Annotated in this window: 13 protein-coding genes and 1 riboswitch; of the genes, 7 read left to right on the forward strand and 6 right to left on the reverse strand. The window is 46.6% G+C overall.

Annotated features, from left to right (window positions below):
- Window positions 1-192: 192 nt before the first annotated feature.
- Together ahpF and ahpC are read right to left on the reverse strand one after the other, a co-directional pair.
- Window positions 193-1,725, reverse strand: a complete 1,533-nt coding sequence (ahpF, locus tag ACUXV2_RS02055) for an alkyl hydroperoxide reductase subunit F (RefSeq protein ID WP_446246982.1) — start codon at window positions 1,723-1,725, stop codon at window positions 193-195.
- Between the two features lie 14 nt (window positions 1,726-1,739).
- On the reverse strand, window positions 1,740-2,303 hold the full coding sequence (gene ahpC / locus ACUXV2_RS02060; protein WP_446245409.1) for an alkyl hydroperoxide reductase subunit C: 564 nt from the start codon (window positions 2,301-2,303) through the stop codon (window positions 1,740-1,742).
- Window positions 2,304-2,891: 588 nt separating this feature from the next.
- Here ahpC and ACUXV2_RS02065 point away from each other — a divergent pair.
- A complete protein-coding gene (locus tag ACUXV2_RS02065; RefSeq protein WP_446246983.1) occupies window positions 2,892-3,362 on the forward strand; it encodes a DinB family protein in 471 nt (156 codons plus the stop codon).
- A 54-nt stretch (window positions 3,363-3,416) separates the two neighbouring features.
- Here ACUXV2_RS02065 and ACUXV2_RS02070 read toward each other — a convergent pair whose 3' ends face one another.
- Complete coding sequence (locus ACUXV2_RS02070) at window positions 3,417-5,159, reverse strand: ABC transporter ATP-binding protein (RefSeq protein ID WP_446245410.1); 1,743 nt, start codon at window positions 5,157-5,159, stop codon at window positions 3,417-3,419.
- Between the two features lie 714 nt (window positions 5,160-5,873).
- Here ACUXV2_RS02070 and ACUXV2_RS02075 point away from each other — a divergent pair.
- The gene (locus tag ACUXV2_RS02075; protein WP_446245411.1) at window positions 5,874-6,269 is read left to right on the forward strand and encodes a hypothetical protein; all 396 of its coding nucleotides are present in this window, start codon (window positions 5,874-5,876) and stop codon (window positions 6,267-6,269) included.
- A 134-nt stretch (window positions 6,270-6,403) separates the two neighbouring features.
- Window positions 6,404-6,579, forward strand: a riboswitch (Lysine riboswitch).
- 115 nt (window positions 6,580-6,694) lie between these two features.
- Window positions 6,695-7,981: a diaminopimelate decarboxylase gene (gene lysA, locus ACUXV2_RS02080; RefSeq protein ID WP_446245412.1), complete on the forward strand. Its 1,287-nt coding sequence runs from the start codon at window positions 6,695-6,697 to the stop codon at window positions 7,979-7,981.
- A gap of 112 nt (window positions 7,982-8,093) precedes the next feature.
- On the opposite strand, the gene ACUXV2_RS02085 is transcribed toward lysA, so the two are convergent.
- The 3 genes from ACUXV2_RS02085 to ACUXV2_RS02095 all read right to left on the reverse strand — a co-directional run bounded on the left by ACUXV2_RS02085 (window position 8,094) and on the right by ACUXV2_RS02095 (window position 10,665).
- A complete protein-coding gene (locus ACUXV2_RS02085) occupies window positions 8,094-8,885 on the reverse strand; it encodes a class I SAM-dependent methyltransferase (protein ID WP_446245413.1) in 792 nt (263 codons plus the stop codon).
- A 62-nt stretch (window positions 8,886-8,947) separates the two neighbouring features.
- A complete protein-coding gene (locus tag ACUXV2_RS02090; protein ID WP_446245414.1) occupies window positions 8,948-9,409 on the reverse strand; it encodes a GNAT family N-acetyltransferase in 462 nt (153 codons plus the stop codon).
- Window positions 9,410-9,795: 386 nt separating this feature from the next.
- Window positions 9,796-10,665 (reverse strand): hypothetical protein, encoded by an 870-nt coding sequence (locus ACUXV2_RS02095; RefSeq protein ID WP_446245415.1) that lies wholly within the window; start codon window positions 10,663-10,665, stop codon window positions 9,796-9,798.
- A gap of 210 nt (window positions 10,666-10,875) precedes the next feature.
- Between ACUXV2_RS02095 and ACUXV2_RS02100 the strand changes: the two genes are divergently transcribed.
- From ACUXV2_RS02100 to ACUXV2_RS02115, 4 genes are all read left to right on the forward strand, one after another.
- Window positions 10,876-11,271 (forward strand): VOC family protein, encoded by a 396-nt coding sequence (locus tag ACUXV2_RS02100; protein WP_446245416.1) that lies wholly within the window; start codon window positions 10,876-10,878, stop codon window positions 11,269-11,271.
- Window positions 11,272-11,429: 158 nt separating this feature from the next.
- On the forward strand, window positions 11,430-12,044 hold the full coding sequence (locus ACUXV2_RS02105; protein WP_446245417.1) for a LysE family translocator: 615 nt from the start codon (window positions 11,430-11,432) through the stop codon (window positions 12,042-12,044).
- A 365-nt stretch (window positions 12,045-12,409) separates the two neighbouring features.
- Window positions 12,410-13,663, forward strand: coding sequence for a M24 family metallopeptidase (locus tag ACUXV2_RS02110; protein WP_446245418.1), 1,254 nt, complete (start codon window positions 12,410-12,412; stop codon window positions 13,661-13,663).
- A 336-nt stretch (window positions 13,664-13,999) separates the two neighbouring features.
- Window positions 14,000-15,598, forward strand: coding sequence for a sensor domain-containing diguanylate cyclase (locus ACUXV2_RS02115; protein ID WP_446245419.1), 1,599 nt, complete (start codon window positions 14,000-14,002; stop codon window positions 15,596-15,598).
- Window positions 15,599-15,667 lie beyond the last annotated feature (69 nt).

Here is a 15,667-nt window from a genome sequence, read left to right on the forward strand (position 1 = left end):
GGTTATAGTTCAGTAGTCAGAAGGTGTGGGATCTCAGCCCATGGTTCCTAGGAGGAATGGGACGAGTGACCTGTCCCTGTGGCTCACTTGTGGTTAACCCAGTGCATCAGATGAAAATGGGACAAGGGACCTGTCCCCATGACCCGCAAAAAAGCCGCTATCCTGCATAACTGCAGGATAGCGGCTTTTACATTAATTCCGAATGAGATAATCAAACGCGCCTAAAGCGGCTGTCGCTCCTGATCCCATTGAAATGATGATTTGGTTGTAGGCACTATCTGTACAGTCTCCGGCAGCGAATACTCCTGGAAGACTTGTAGAACCGTGCTTATCGACCACGATTTCACCAAAGCGTGTGCGTTCGATGGTTTCGTCAAGCCAGTCTGTGTTTGGAACAAGACCAATCTGGACGAATACACCTTGCAGCTCGATGTGGTGTTCTTCGTGTGTGTCACGATCAGTATAGGTGATCCCGTTCACTTTGTCAGTTCCGGTGATCTCCTTTGTCTGAGCGTTCGTGATGACCGTTACATTTGGAAGGCTGTGAAGACGTTTTTGCAGGACGTCGTCGGCTTTCAGTTCAGAGTTGAACTCAAGCACCGTTACATGGTTGACGATACCGGCAAGGTCGATTGCTGCTTCGACACCGGAGTTACCGCCGCCGATGACCGCCACGTCTTTTCCTTCGAATAATGGTCCGTCACAGTGAGGGCAGTATGCCACACCTTTGTTCTTGAATTCCTGCTCTCCAGGGACGCCGATGTTTCTCCAGCGGGCACCTGTCGAGATGATCAGGCTTTTACTTTTAAGGACTGCGCCGTTTTCAAGTTCAAGCTCGATCAGGTCTTTCTTTTCCAAGCGCTTGGCACGCTGAAGGTTCATGACGTCGATGCCGTAGTCCTTCACGTGTTCTTCAAGGCTTGCGACAAGCTTAGGACCTTCTGTCTGCTTGACGCTGATGAAGTTCTCGATGCTCATCGTGTCGAGGACCTGTCCTCCGAAGCGTTCAGCTACGATACCGGTGCGGATTCCTTTACGTGCTGCATAGATTGCCGCACTGGAACCAGCCGGTCCGCCTCCGACAACAAGGACGTCGTATGGATCCTTGCCGGAAAGCTCATCGGCATCAGGACCTTCCACGATTTTTGAAAGGATTTCCTCAAGCGTCGTACGTCCCCCGCTGAAGAATTCAGCATTCAGGTGAACGGATGGAACGGCCATGATGTTCTTGTATTCTGCTTCTTCTTTGTACGCGGCGCCGTCGATCATCGTGTGAGTGATGTTCGGGTTGAGCACACTCATGATGTTCAGGGCCTGTACGACGTCAGGGCAGTTGTGGCAGCTCAGGCTGACATACGTTTCAAAGTGATGTTCGCCTTTAATGCTCTTGATCTGATCGATGACGCTTTGGTCAACTTTCGGCGGTCTGCCGCTGACTTGAAGAAGGGCCAGCACCAATGATGTGAATTCGTGTCCGAGCGGGATACCGGCGAAATGGACCCCGGTATCTTCCTCTCCGGCACGATTCACGCTGAAGCTTGGCGTTCTTGGAAGTTCGGCTTTTTCAACAGAAATTTTAGAGGACATGGAAGCCAGCTCTTCGACGAGAGCCAGCATGTCCTTTGAAGTATCATCTTCACCTGCTGAGACTTTCAGGACGATATCGCCTTCCATCATTTGCAGGTACTGTTCTAATTGTGCCTTAATATCTGCTTCGAGCATGATTTACTGCACTCCTCTTATAATTTACCAACTAGGTCAAGGCTTGGTTTAAGTGTTTCAGAACCTTCTTGCCATTTAGCCGGGCAAACTTCACCTGGGTTCTTGCGCACATATTGTGCAGCCTTGATTTTGCCGATTAGGATATCTGCGTCACGGCCGATGCCGCCTGCATTGATTTCAACTGTTTGGATGACACCATCTGGATCGATGATGAATGTACCGCGGTCAGCCAGACCTTCTTCTTCGTTAAGTACTTCGAAGTTGCGGGAGATTGTTTGAGATGGATCCCCGATCATTGCATATTTGATTTTACCGATTTTTTCTGAGCTGTCGTGCCAGCCTTTATGTGTAAAGTGAGTATCTGTAGAAACGGAATATACTTCTACGCCAAGCTCTTTAAGAGCTTCGTAGTTATTTTGAAGGTCTTCAAGTTCTGTAGGGCATACGAATGTGAAGTCTGCAGGGTAGAAGCAGAAAATGCTCCATTGACCTTTCAGGCTTTCGTCAGTGACAGTGATGAACTCACCATCTTTGTATGCTTGTGCTGTGAATGGTTTTACTTCTGATCCGATTAAAGACATAATGTAAATTCCTCCTAAATGTAGTATGTGGGATTGAGAATTATTAATAGTTTATAATAATTCTAATTCGATATTCATTATTATATAAGCTGGTGAAAATGTCAAGGAAGAAGATTGGATTATTTTTTTATGTAGTTTCTCAGTGTGGGAGAGGGAGGGGCATCTTCACTTTCGTTTCATATTTATAGAGTCTTCAATAGTTGGTGAAGATAGTTTACCCGATTTCGAAAGGTTGAATCTTTCAAGAGGAATGAGATAGTGATTATTCGACATGAAGGGCACAATAAATGTTTTATGAGGAGCAATTATTTGAATGAAGGGCACAATAAATGTTTTATGAGGAGCAATTATTTGAATGAAGGGTAGAATCCGTGAAAATAAGGGCACAATCCTTCGGACGAAGGGTGGAATTATTCGTCCAGGGGCTCAATGACCAATTATAGGCCCGTCCCGCGTTACGGTAAAGTTTTACCGTAGTGGGGGACGGGCTTTTTATCACGGGCAGGATTTTTATGGCAGACTGGCGAATTGGTTATACGAATAATCGTAATCGGAGCAGGTCTTGAAAAAATCAAGGAGGCGATGGTTGTGGATCGGATTGAATTACTGACTAATGTGCTTGATTCGACGTTTGAGAAGGAGAGCTGGTTTGCTCCGCTTAAAGATGGCATGGAAGGAATCACGGCAGAGCAGGCAAGATGGAAGCCGGCGGGTGAGGCCGCGAAATCAATCTGGGAGAACGTGAACCATCTCATTTATTACAAAGAGAGGCTTGTCGCGAAGATGGAGGGTCGTGAATGGACACAGCATCTCAGCGGAGATGAAAACTTCCATCTGACTGAACAAACTCGTGAGGAAGAAGACTGGAGGAAGGTCGTTGAACGTGCTGAAGCCGTTCATCTGCGGTTAAGGGAGAGACTCAGTGAAATGACAGTGGAGGAGCTTGATCAACAGTCGCTTGAAGCGGAATTGCTGGATATCTTCCTTCATGATGCCTACCATACGGGTCAAATCATACAGCTTCGAAAAATGCAGGGTTCCTGGCCGTCCCGTCGGTGAAGGGATTAAGAAGGAAAGGGCTCTCCGATTAAAAAATCGGAGAGCCCTTTTCATTTACCCCAGCACTTCAAACTGTCTGGAATATAACTGCGAATATGGGCCATCGTTCTCAAGGAGAGCTTCGTGTGTACCCTCTTCTACAATTCTTCCGTCTGATAAGACGACGATTCTGCCGGCGTTCCTGATCGTGGATAAGCGATGGGCGATCACGAGTGTCGTTCTTCCTTTTGCCAGCGTATCCAGGGACTCCTTCACGATGCTTTCACTCTCGTTGTCTAAAGCACTCGTGGCTTCATCGAGAATGAGGATGGGCGGGTTCTTCAGAAACACACGGGCGATGCTGAGGCGCTGCTTCTGACCGCCGGATAATCTGACGCCGCGCTGCCCGATTTCTGAATGGTATCCCTGAGGCAGGCGTGTAATGAACTCGTGGGCATTGGCCCGTTTTGCAGCTGCCAACACTTCTTCATCGGTCGCTTCCGGATGGCCGTAGCGGATGTTTTCCATGACGGTCCCTGAGAAAAGGTAGACATCCTGATGGACGATGCCGATGTTGGTTCTGAGGAACTTTAGATCCAAGTCTTTGACGTTCTCGCCATCTATAAAAATACCACCCTCCGCTGCATCGTAAAATCGGGGGATCAGGGAGCTCAAAGTCGTCTTTCCAACCCCGGATGGGCCGACGAAGGCTACATATTCGCCCGGGTGAATGTCAAGAGAGAGATGTTCGAAAACAGGGTTCATGGAAGTGTCGTAATGAAAAGAGACGTCCCTGAATTGGATATGTCCATCGACCTGCGGAATCACTTTCGCACCAGGGTCATTCCTGATGGCAGGTTTCATGTCGATGATTTCGATGAACCGCTGAAAGCCTGTGATCCCTTCCTGGAACTGGGTGCTCATGTGCGTGAGCCGCTGGATCGGTTCGACCATGAAGCCGATATAGAGCAGGAACGTAATGAGGTCAGGCAGATCAAGCGATGCGTTCACGATTTGGATGGCCCCGGCAATGACGACCGTGATGGTGATCATTTGAATGAATGCTTCCGTCCCGTTATAGAAGTAAGCCTCCGCTTTATACGTTCCTTTCCGGCTCTCGAGAAAACGATGATTCTCCCTATTGAATTTATTGATTTCGAGCGGTTCATTGGCGAATGACTGGACGACGCGGATCCCTGACAACGTATCTTCCACCTGCGCATTGATATCTGCGATCCGTTCTTTGTTATCGGTCAGCGCCCGGTTCAGTCTCTTATTGAAATACAGCGAAAAGAAACCGAGGACCGGAAAAAAGCAAAACACGAGTAGCGTAAGAGGCGCATTGATGAAAAGCAGGATCACAAACGCGCCGATGAACCGGACAAGATACTTCACATAATCTTCCGGACCGTGATGGTAAAGCTCGGATACCATCAATAGATCATTCGTCACCCGGGTCATCAGCTGGCCCGTCTTTTGTTTATCATAAAAACTGAAAGAAAGCTTCTGCATATGGGAAAACAACTCGCTTCGCATATCGCTCTCCATCCGCGCCCCGATCTCATGCCCTTTGTAATCGACCACATAATTTCCGATGTTCTGCGCAATCACCAGAATGACCATCAATCCGCCTACCCACAGCACATCAACAAAAGCCGTCGATAGCCCCGCTTGAAGCACGTCCTTCGTCACATAACGGACGAGCAATGGAAAGACGAGGGTGAGCGAAGAAGTGATCAGCGCACAGACCAATACCACCATGAACATTCTGATATACGGCTTATAATACGAAAGAAATTTCTTAACTGGAAAATGCATAATGTACCCCTTTATTGTGTTTTTTCACTGAACACATATAAGGGGGAAGACCGTAACGTTAAAAAGGCGTTCCACCCTTATATGTTTGTACGGTTACAACAGCAGTCATGTTTCTCATTTGAACAGCCTCCTTTTTGTTGGTTAAGTTTATTGTATGATGGTTTTTGGGTTGTGAAAAGTGAATTTTCAGAAAAATATTCAGGTTGGTGATTGATCATGGTAAGGTCGACATTGAGGGTTGTCCAGCCGGCACGTGGAGTAGATAAATGTCATTTTGCGTGTAATCTGGCAGGGTGGAGCTGCCACTTTGGATGAGTGGGAGAGTTGGACCGTCCACTGTTCTTATGTGGGGCTAGATAGAGAAAATTGGACAAGAGGAACAATTATTTGGATTCCGGAACAATTATTCAAGAACTGGTACAATAAACGGGATTTGGGTGCAATAATTTTAATATCGGAACAATAAACAGGATTACGGTTCAATTAATCAATTTAAGGCTTGCTGGGGACATTTTTCTAGACTCAATTACTGCATTCTTTCCCAATTAGGTGCAAACCAACTCAATAGATAAATAAATTAGCTTGTATCATACTTTTTTCAGAGACTTAGCACCACATAGACTGTACCTGCTATAATCCTCAGTCCAAGAAGGATTTTATCAAAATGTGTTGAATGTATTCATGTATTCCTATCGGAAGGGCAGAGATCCATTTATGAAATATCAGCAAAAGGATTTTAATGAAGGACTTAGAGTGAAGATCAAACGGACGGAACGAGTATTAATGGATTTCATTGAAAGAGTGGCAGATCAGTACATACCTGTTATTGAAGAAAAGGATCTGGACTTTGAGGCTCGGTTCGAAAAGGAGGGTACAAACCCTTTTACGCCTGGATACACTTCGTCGCTTTCAGTCGGCATTGCTGAAAAGGGCGGGGAGCTCATTGATTTGCATGTGATAAAAATATGGGTGTGTGAACGTTCTTTATTTGGTGTGCCGATATCAAAAGCGTTGCCGGGAAGTAAAATTACGGGTGAATTGTTAGATGAATCGATTGAAGAAGTGAAAGAGGAAATAACGGAATATGTGAAGGAAGCGCTCCTTGGATGAATGGTTGAGAGTATTCACTTTACGATCGAAGGGGTGGCCGCCTGATAAGGATCAAAATAAGAATATAGCTTTAATAGATTGACAATTTTTCCACCCTGATGGTATAGTTGCCATACAAAACTATAAACTTACTCTCTGATAATAGAGGCGCGAGAATGAGGAGTAGCTACCTTGAGGATGATGGATCCTGGGATGGGAAGTGAAAGGCAGATCGCCGAAACGGGAAATAGCCAATCGGTTTCCTGTTGGGCTGGCATTGAATAAGTGTCAGACTGTCACAATGGTCACGTTGTGGAGAACTATTGAAGAGATGTTAATACAGAATTCTTCAGAACGTTCTTCGTTTTGATCAGGAAACCGTATGAGCATCGCTTCATACGGTTTTTTTGTGTTTTTTCGGAGGGATTTTCAGGAGGAGATTCGATATGACAGCAATGGAAACGAATGTACAGGGACAGTTGGAGATCGGCGGAATGAGTACGGGCGAGCTTACCGCAGCGTATGGCACGCCGCTGATGGTATATGATGAGGAAATGATCCGGGGGAAGGCGCGCGCGTTCCGCGAGGCGTTCATCGAGAGCGGACTCGGGTTCCAGGTCGCGTATGCGAGCAAGGCGTTTTTGTGCAAGGAAATGGTAAGACTTGCAGAAGAGGAGGACCTGTCGCTGGATGTTGTGTCCGGAGGGGAATTGTACACAGCGCTTCAAGCAGGATTCCCGGCAGGGCGGATACATTTTCACGGGAATAATAAGTCCGAGGAAGAGCTCGAGATGGCGCTTGATGCTGAGATCGGCTGCTTTGTGGTTGACAGTTTCCTTGAGCTGGAGCTTTTGCATGAGCTGGCGAAGGAGCGTGAGCAGCAGGTGAATATCCTGCTTCGCGTGACGCCGGGTGTGGAAGCCCATACCCATGATTACATCATGACAGGTCAGGATGATTCGAAGTTTGGCTTCGGAATTTCGACCGGCCAGGCTGACCGCGCGATGCAAATCGCCCTGTGCAAGCCGAATTATACGGTGCTCGGGATCCACTCCCACATCGGCTCACAAATCTTTGAATTGGACGGATTCCAGCAGGCGATCACCGTGCTTTCGGATTTCCTTCAGGGAATAAGGCTGGATTGTGAGGTCACGCTGCCTGTCCTGAATATCGGAGGGGGATTCGGGGTCCGCTATACGGAAGATGACAAGCCGCTGCCGATTTCCGAGTACGTAAAGGCGATCACGGACAGCGTAAAGGAAAGCTTTGGTGAGAACGGTTATCCGCTGCCGGAAGTGTGGATCGAGCCTGGCCGCAGTATCGTGGCGGAAGCGGGTACCACATTGTACAAGGTCGGTTCGAAGAAAATCATCCCGGACGTGCGTACCTATGTGTCGGTTGATGGGGGCATGACCGATAATCTGCGTCCGGCACTGTATGGCGCGAAATATCATGCCGTGCTGGCGAACCGTCCGAATGAGGAATGCACGGAGCTTGTCAGCATTGCCGGTAAGTGCTGTGAATCAGGCGACATGCTCATCTGGGATCTGAAGCTGCCGCCGGTTAATTTCGGTGATACCCTCGCTGTGTTCAGTACAGGGGCTTACGGGTATTCGATGGCAAATAATTATAACCGGATTCCGCGTCCGGCCGTTGTATTTGTGAAGGACGGGGAGTCTCGTGTGGTGATTGAGCGGGAGAGCTATGCGGATTTGGTGAGGCTGGACCGGTAAGCGGATGGAACTTTTACCGTTCTTCCGCAGATGCGGCGGTACAGACCTTTATGTAAAACCCATATGTAAAAAACGATCAGCGGCTATCTACTGATCGTTTTTTTTCTGCAGTTTAGTTCCTTGATGCAAACAACCCTGTTGACTTTGTGATCTTGATCGCCCCTCCATTGGATTCTTTTTCTGATGCCAGAAATTCAATGAAAGAGGATAATGTGTCATTGACCAGGATTTTATTTAACTCTGATGCTGAGGAAAGCAGATATTCTGCGATTGCGTTTTCGTCCGTGATGTTCAATCCGCCCGGAAACCCATTATAGGTAATCTCATTGAACTGGGCCTGGAGCTGATTGCGTCCATTTTCTATTCCGAAATTCAAGGCGTGCTTCCTGGCGGAAGGATAGTCTAAATCCGGATCAAACCGTTTCAGCAGCTCGCCGAATTCTTTCATATGGTCAAGCCCAATTGTGGAACAATAGAAAGTTCCTTCAGGGTGCAGCACCCTCCGGACCTCTTTCAATGCCTTTCGCCTATCGGGAACGTGATACAGCATATGGTTGGCGATGATGATATCAAAGCGGTGTTTTTCAAAAGGAATCTCCTCAATATCGAGTTGGCAGTACTTAATGTCAGGCAGCGCTGCCAGGTTCTTTTTCGCGGCCTCGACCATCCCTGCAGATTGATCAGCGAGGGTGATGTTCCAACTGCCATCGATCCGTTCGCTGTTTTTCAGCCAAAACGTACCGTCGCCACATCCGATTTCGAGGATTCTACTAGTAGGAGGGATGGTTAACTGATCAAAGAGCCAAAGATGCCAATCCTCTTTATTTTCACTATATTTCTCGTGGATGTTGATCCGGGTATTTAAGTTGGATGAATCTTTATATTGTTCTTGTAATGATTCCAAGTTTCTCCCTCCGAACAATGAATGGGTTATTTCACTGGGGGTCAACCAGCAGTAATAGCCCTTTAGTTTATTTCCTTCTCCATCACTATATTGGTGGTTGTGTATCCGATTTTTTCATACAAGCCCCTGGCAACCTTGTTATGGCCGAAGACGTGGAGTCCGATTTTGTTTATATCCATTTGTTTTGCTTCTTTTTCTATTTCATTCATTGTGTCTTTTCCGTACCCTTTTCCCTGGTGCTCTTCCAGGATCCGGATGTCATAGATGAATGCTTTTTCCGGAGATTTCTTCGCTAGCCATATGATCCCTGCATGTTCATTTTTTTCGTTCAAAATTGTGTATAAGTAGTTATTCTCGGTATTCTCGCCATCCGGGAGGAGGGTGCTGAATTCTTCTTTCGCTTTTTGCAGCGAGTCTTTTTCTTCCCAGTTCCCCGCTGATACTTTTTCCTTTGCATAATCTTCAACAGATGTACCAAGATATTGCTCGTATTCCTCCGGGGTCATTTTTCTTAATGTCACCATATTTCGTTTCCTCCTTGGACATACTTGTGATTTTTCCTAAAATGTTTATCGGAGCAGCAAAGTTAACCCGCCGAGGAGCAGCAGGACAGTTACAGTCAATAATGTGAATTTCGTGAAGCGGTTTGATTTGTGAAAGAGCTTGAAGAACATGGTCAACACCTCACACTGTGTATTGTGCAGCTACTATAGATACGTTTGATGCTGTGAGAAAGTTTCATGCATATGAGTTCGTAATGAAAATTGGTTTTTTCTAGTGCATCGGCTCAGGAGTACAGTTTAGCGTGTGGAAAGGAGTTGAGGATTAAATTGAACGACGGGGCGGGGAAGCCCCGTCGTTTCTGATTCACAGTGTTTTTTGCAATTCGGTCACCATCTAAAAAAGTATGTTAAAAAGTCCGCCCATTCGTCGGGATTCCCGTCCTCACTCCTACGAAGAACCAGACAATTTCGTGATTGTCCCATTTAGCTACGATTTTTACTCCTTGCTCAGGGATATCGGATGGAATGGTGATTTCCGATCCTTCTGTTTTGATCATTTTCTTTCCGCTGCCGTCGTTGTAGTAGGCATGAAGGGTCGGTTCGCCTTTGCTGTTATCGAATTGGAACTTCAAGGCAGTCGGTTCTTTCAGCTCGATTTCATCGACAAAGTCGACACCTTCTTCCGGCGGGAGAGGGAAGGGGTTCGTGTCGTATGAACAGCCGGTGCCGTCCGATGTCCAGCAATAAGAACTTCTGATGGATTCAGGTTCCTCTCCGGTCAGAAGGGTAACGGATGGCGGACCTTTTTGATTAATTTGGGAAGAAGTATACTGCCCTTTTAACCCAATAAAGTAATAAGGAGCACCAAATACGGAAAAAAGGACCAACGGGATGGCGAACATCCATTTTGCCTTTTTTCGTTTGAGGCTGACTTTGTGAAAGACGATCTCATCGACGATAAAGAAGATGGAGGCTGCCACCAGCGGAATCCCGAAGAATGGACTGAATCCCATGTCGCCGAACATGAAAAAGCTGATGACGATGGAAGGTCCCATATGGATAAGGAAGTTGACCAGATGGGGCTGCCATTTGATCTTGGTTGTGATCATGCCGGCTAGGATGGATACCGGTGCTCCGGCGGTGATCATTAAAAATCCTCCGTAAAAGGTATACAACGATAAGGTTGTCAGGGGGGATTCCATTGGAAATAATAACGAGGTTACTAGAATGACCGTAGGAATCGAGATGAGAATACTGGCTGCTTTTCTTTTTATCATTGAATCACCTGCTCGTGCTTGATATCTAGAGTATAGCAAAAGTCATGGCCTCTATGGAGGGTATTTCTACTAAAAGTGGGGGCGGTTTACTATAAAAAAAGAAAAAGCTGCCAATCTACCATTGTGTGTTTTGGCCAAAATCGTTTACTATAAAGAGGCAAACGAGAATTTATCAGAATGTTGAAACGACTTAATAAGCGGAGGGAAACGATGGGACGATTAGTGCATTTCGAAATTCATGTGGATGACATGGAACGTGGAAAGGCGTTCTATGGTGAGGTCTTTGGCTGGACGTTTGAAGATTGGAGTGAATACGCGGGGATGCCTTATTTCGGGGCAGTGACGGGTGATGAGAGTGTGCTCGGGATCAATGGTGCGCTGATGAAGCGCCAGGGTCCTCCTCCTGAAGCAAAACAGCCGTTGAATGGGTATGCGTGTACGATGGGTGTTGAGGATTATGATGCAACGGAGAAGAAAATCCTTGAACTTGGAGGCAAAGTTGCCCTCCCTAAGTATGCCCTGCCTGGAATGGCTTGGCAGGGGTACTACACTGATCCTGAGGGGAATATTTTCGGGGTCCATCAGCCGGATGAGAATGCGAAATAATTGATTGATTAAAAAGCTGCCTTCCTTCTGTACGGTCTCGTACGAAGGAAGGTGTTTTTTTATTTATTGAATGTTTGGAATTTTATTGCTTGCAGGTATGAAGACTGTGTTAAAATGAATTAACTTTTTTTCATAACTTGTCGGGGGGATTGGATGGAATGAATGATTTCCTTACGTTTTTTTTGCTTTCTTTATTTGTTGTCATGAGTCCCGGGATTGACACGGCGCTGCTTACGAAGAGGACGATTTCGGACGGGAAGGGCGACGGGTTTAAAATGGCCCTTGGAATCGCGTCGGGGTGTCTGGTTCATACGGTTGCGGCTGCGTTCGGATTATCCGCCATCCTGATGAAGTCGGCTGCGGCGTTTGAAATCGTTAAGTATGTCGGGGCCATTTATCTAATCTATCTTGGTGTGACGTCTTTTGTTAAAAAGAAGAAAGAGGCAGATGCGGAAATGCAGGATGGGACGGCGCTGAAAAGGTCGGCGTTCAAGCAGGGCCTGTTTACCAATGTGTTCAATCCGAAAGTGGCCATCTTCTTCCTGACGTTCCTGCCGCAGTTTGTCACGGCGGAAAGCCAGGCAGTCGGTCAGCTTGTCCTGATGGGGGTGGTGTATAGTCTGCTTTCCATCGGCTGGTTTTTTGTTTACGTCTTCTTCATCAACTATTTACGCAACTGGCTCATGACGCCGAATGTGCAAGGGTGGATGGAGAAAGCAACAGGTGTTGTGTTGATCGGCTTTGGGTTGAAGCTGGCTTTTGAGAAGAAATAATCATCGTGAAGAACATCGGGGCAGGGACCGATGTTCTTTTTTTGTTAAATCAAGGTCTGAGCCAGCAGGCTTTTACATGACCCGTAGCAGTATTATTTTTTATTATAAATGGTGAAAATCAAGAACGATAACAATAGTAAAAAGACAACCCCCACTCCAACGAGCATATCAATGATTATGTCCATATAAACCCTCCAGTCAGGAAGATATTCCCCTATGTATCTTTGTTTCGATGGAAAATCGTAAACTCCTTCACACAGTTAGACGCTCCGCTGAAAAAGAAGTTATCCCTTTTTAGGCAGGTAAGAGGATATCACCGAACTTTGTCGAAGGATTATAGAAATAGATTCGTGGAGGAGATTTTGATGACCGTAAAGAATGATTCACTTTCCTTGATTCTGCCGTTGAAGAAGAGAGAAGAAATCCAGAACCGCTGGCTGTTTCACCGCCTGAATACGCTCTTGCCCCAATTGATGAAGAAGCATGAACTGGATATGTGGATCGTGATCGGCCGGGAATATCATGAAGATCCTGTGTTAAAAACGCTTTACCCGTCTGCGATCGACAGTTCGAGGAGGTTGACCATCCTCGTCTTTTGGCTGGATGAGGGTGAGCAATTGAAGCGCTGGGTCATCCATCCGAACCCAGGCTTCGAGCCTTTTTACGAAAGGATCTGGAACCGGGCAGCAGGGGATCAGTGGGACTGTCTGAAGAAGACGGTGGAAACATGTGACCCGGACAGGATCGGGCTGAATTATTCCCATTCGTTCGCTGTGAGTGATGGATTGAGCCATTCTTATTTCGAACATATACAAATGGTGTTGAGTCATTACAGTGAACGGTTTGTGAGTTCGCAGCATCTGATTGTCGACTGGCTTTCGAACAGGAGCGGAAAGGAAATGAAGGCCTATCCTGCCATTGCTGAGCTGGCGAGGAAGATTGCAGAGGAGGCGCTATCGTCACAGGTCATCCATCCGGGGATCACGACGACGGAGGATGTGGTGGACTGGATCCGGCAGAGGGTGCTGGATCTTGGACTGAAGACCTCCTTTTACCCAACGGTCGATCTTCAGCGAAAGGGCTCTGAGATGGACCGGATCGAGGGGGAAATCATCCGTCCCGGCGATATCGTCCACCTGGATTTCGGCATAGAGTATCTCGGGCTCACAACGGATACGCAGCAGCTCGCCTACGTGCTGAAGCCGGGTGAAACGGAGGCTCCTGAAGGGCTGCAGTCCGCGTTCTTCACCGCATTAAGGCTCGAGGACATTTTGAGTTTTCATATGAAAGAAGGAAAGACGGGAAATGAAGTGTTCCGCGCGGCGATGGCTTCGGCCGAAAAGGAGCAGATCGATGCCATGATCTACTGTCATCCGGTCGGCCATCATTGCCACGAAGCGGGTGCTCTGATCGGCCTCTATGATCAGCAGGGGGATGTGCCGGTCAAGGGTGACTTGCCGCTGACGGCGAATACGTGCTATGCGATGGAATTCAACATCCGGCAGTTCGTGCCTGAATGGGGGCAGGAGGTTCCGATTTATTTGGAGGAGCCGGTTGCGCTGCTTGATGGAAAAGTGGAATATATGGCGAAGAGGCAGATGGGGTTTTATTTGATCTAGGGAGAAGAGGGTGAGCCGAAGGACGGGTTACGGAGGCTCACCCTTCTGATTTGGAATCCTCGCATACCTGATGCCCAACCTCTATTTTTTGTGAATTCGTGCTTGTTATATTCCGTTTTACATTCTTCCCATTCAATATTTCAGCCCGATACGACAGGGTCCAATGGCACATAACCTCTCCATAACAGGTCCTTTACAGGATTCCCCTTTATATTTATGCTGTAAAGAAACGTTCACTATTAATAACCATTACAATACTTACAAAAGAAAAAATTTCCTGATAAGATAAACAATAGTAAAATAGTACTATCGATTACGTTATAAGGGGTATACTTCATGTTTAAACGGGGGATTAAACTGCGGATTGCCATCGGGCTCCTCATCATGATGACAGTCATCACGAGTACGCTGGTCAGTTGGTATGCGGCGACGAATGGATTGAAAGGTTCATTGGAAGAAAAATATTTAGACAGCAATTACAACTACTCTACTAAACTGGCTCAAAGCACGAATGACTTGCTGGGTCATATGCAAAAAAATATCATTGCGATGGCAGAAATCGTAGATAACCATCATTTCAATCAGAAGGATCTGGATATATGGCATGATGCCAATGGTGATTATTTCAATTCCACATTTGTGACAGATGAAAATGGGGTCATTCAATTATTGAGTCCTTCCATCGTTCAATTTAAAAATGGCGCAAAGGTGAAAATCGGGACGAAGATACAATCGGAAACGGTGAAAAAAGCCCTTTCGATCAAACAGCCGTTTATTTCAAAGCCTTACCGTGCGACATCCGGGCAATTGATCATGCTGGTATCGGCCCCTATTTTCAATGATCAAGGGGTTTACAAGGGATTGATCGGCGGCACAGTATATCTCGAAAGTGAGAATGTGCTTAAGAATATCCTCATCAACCACGGCCATGGCGATGGTTCGTATGTATATGTGGTCGACCGCGACGGCCGTTTGATTTACCATCCTGAAACCGGACGGCTGAATGAGATGGTTTCAGAAAATAAAGTGGTGCAGCAGCTGATGGAGGGGAAAAGCGGTTCATCCATCGTAGTCAATTCAAAAGGAAATGAGTATTATGCAGGCTACACGTCTATAGAAAGCACAGGATGGGGAGTTGTCAGTCAGACACCGGTATCCGTCATACAATCCCCGTTACAAGAATTGTTCAGTAAGATGGCGATCCAGTCCATTCCCATCTTACTGATCATCTTGCTGATTGCCTGGATCCTGACAAATAATATTTCCAAGCCGCTGAATGTGCTCGCTCAATATTCGGAGGAAGGCTTCAATACGAAGCAATTATCCGTCAGCTTCAAAGAAGTGGAAATGAAGTCGAATATATACGAAGTGCGTCAGCTCTATTATCAGGTAAACAAATACTTCAATAAGTTGAATGAAGAAATTCAAATCGACGGATTGACCGGGATCGCAAACCGGAAAACATTCGATTCGGTCATAAAAGACTGGATTGGCAGAAAAGAGTCCTTTTCGTTAATCATGCTGGACATCGACCGGTTTAAACAAGTGAATGATACGTACGGACATTTAACCGGTGATGAAGTGCTGAAATTCCTATCTTCCATCATCACCCGATACGTGGAAGGGGAGCATTTGGGGTTCCGTTATGGTGGAGAAGAGTTTGGCCTTTTGTTAAAGGGATACGGGGTCAAGCAATCGTATCTCGTGGCAGATGAGCTCCGTAAGGAATTGGCAGGTACTATAAGCCCGACTGGAAAACCGATCACCATTTCATTAGGGGTCACCGAATTTCAGGAAGAGAAAGATAACCATCCGGAAACCATCATCGAAAGAGCCGATACGGCGCTTTACCATTCAAAGGTGAATGGCAGGAATCAGACGACCGTTTATCACGAAGAGAATGACAGCAATGAAAGAACCTCAGCGGGGAGCTGAGGTTCTTTGTTTAGCATTCGGGAAATATGGGAATTTATGAGCCAAGGGGACAAGTCCCCTGAATCTAAG

The sequence above is a fragment of the Rossellomorea sp. NS-SX7 genome, from assembly GCF_052828565.1.

Coding starts and splice junctions, on each gene's coding strand:
- ahpC (WP_446245409.1), bottom strand. CDS start 2,303: ATGTCTTTAATCGGATCAGAAGTAAAACCATTCACAGCACAAGCATAC.
- ACUXV2_RS02070 (WP_446245410.1), bottom strand. CDS start 5,159: ATGCATTTTCCAGTTAAGAAATTTCTTTCGTATTATAAGCCGTATATC.
- ACUXV2_RS02075 (WP_446245411.1), top strand. CDS start 5,874: ATGAAATATCAGCAAAAGGATTTTAATGAAGGACTTAGAGTGAAGATC.
- lysA (WP_446245412.1), top strand. CDS start 6,695: ATGACAGCAATGGAAACGAATGTACAGGGACAGTTGGAGATCGGCGGA.
- ACUXV2_RS02090 (WP_446245414.1), bottom strand. CDS start 9,409: ATGGTGACATTAAGAAAAATGACCCCGGAGGAATACGAGCAATATCTT.
- ACUXV2_RS02095 (WP_446245415.1), bottom strand. CDS start 10,665: ATGATAAAAAGAAAAGCAGCCAGTATTCTCATCTCGATTCCTACGGTC.
- ACUXV2_RS02100 (WP_446245416.1), top strand. CDS start 10,876: ATGGGACGATTAGTGCATTTCGAAATTCATGTGGATGACATGGAACGT.
- ACUXV2_RS02105 (WP_446245417.1), top strand. CDS start 11,430: ATGAATGATTTCCTTACGTTTTTTTTGCTTTCTTTATTTGTTGTCATG.
- ACUXV2_RS02110 (WP_446245418.1), top strand. CDS start 12,410: ATGACCGTAAAGAATGATTCACTTTCCTTGATTCTGCCGTTGAAGAAG.
- ACUXV2_RS02115 (WP_446245419.1), top strand. CDS start 14,000: ATGTTTAAACGGGGGATTAAACTGCGGATTGCCATCGGGCTCCTCATC.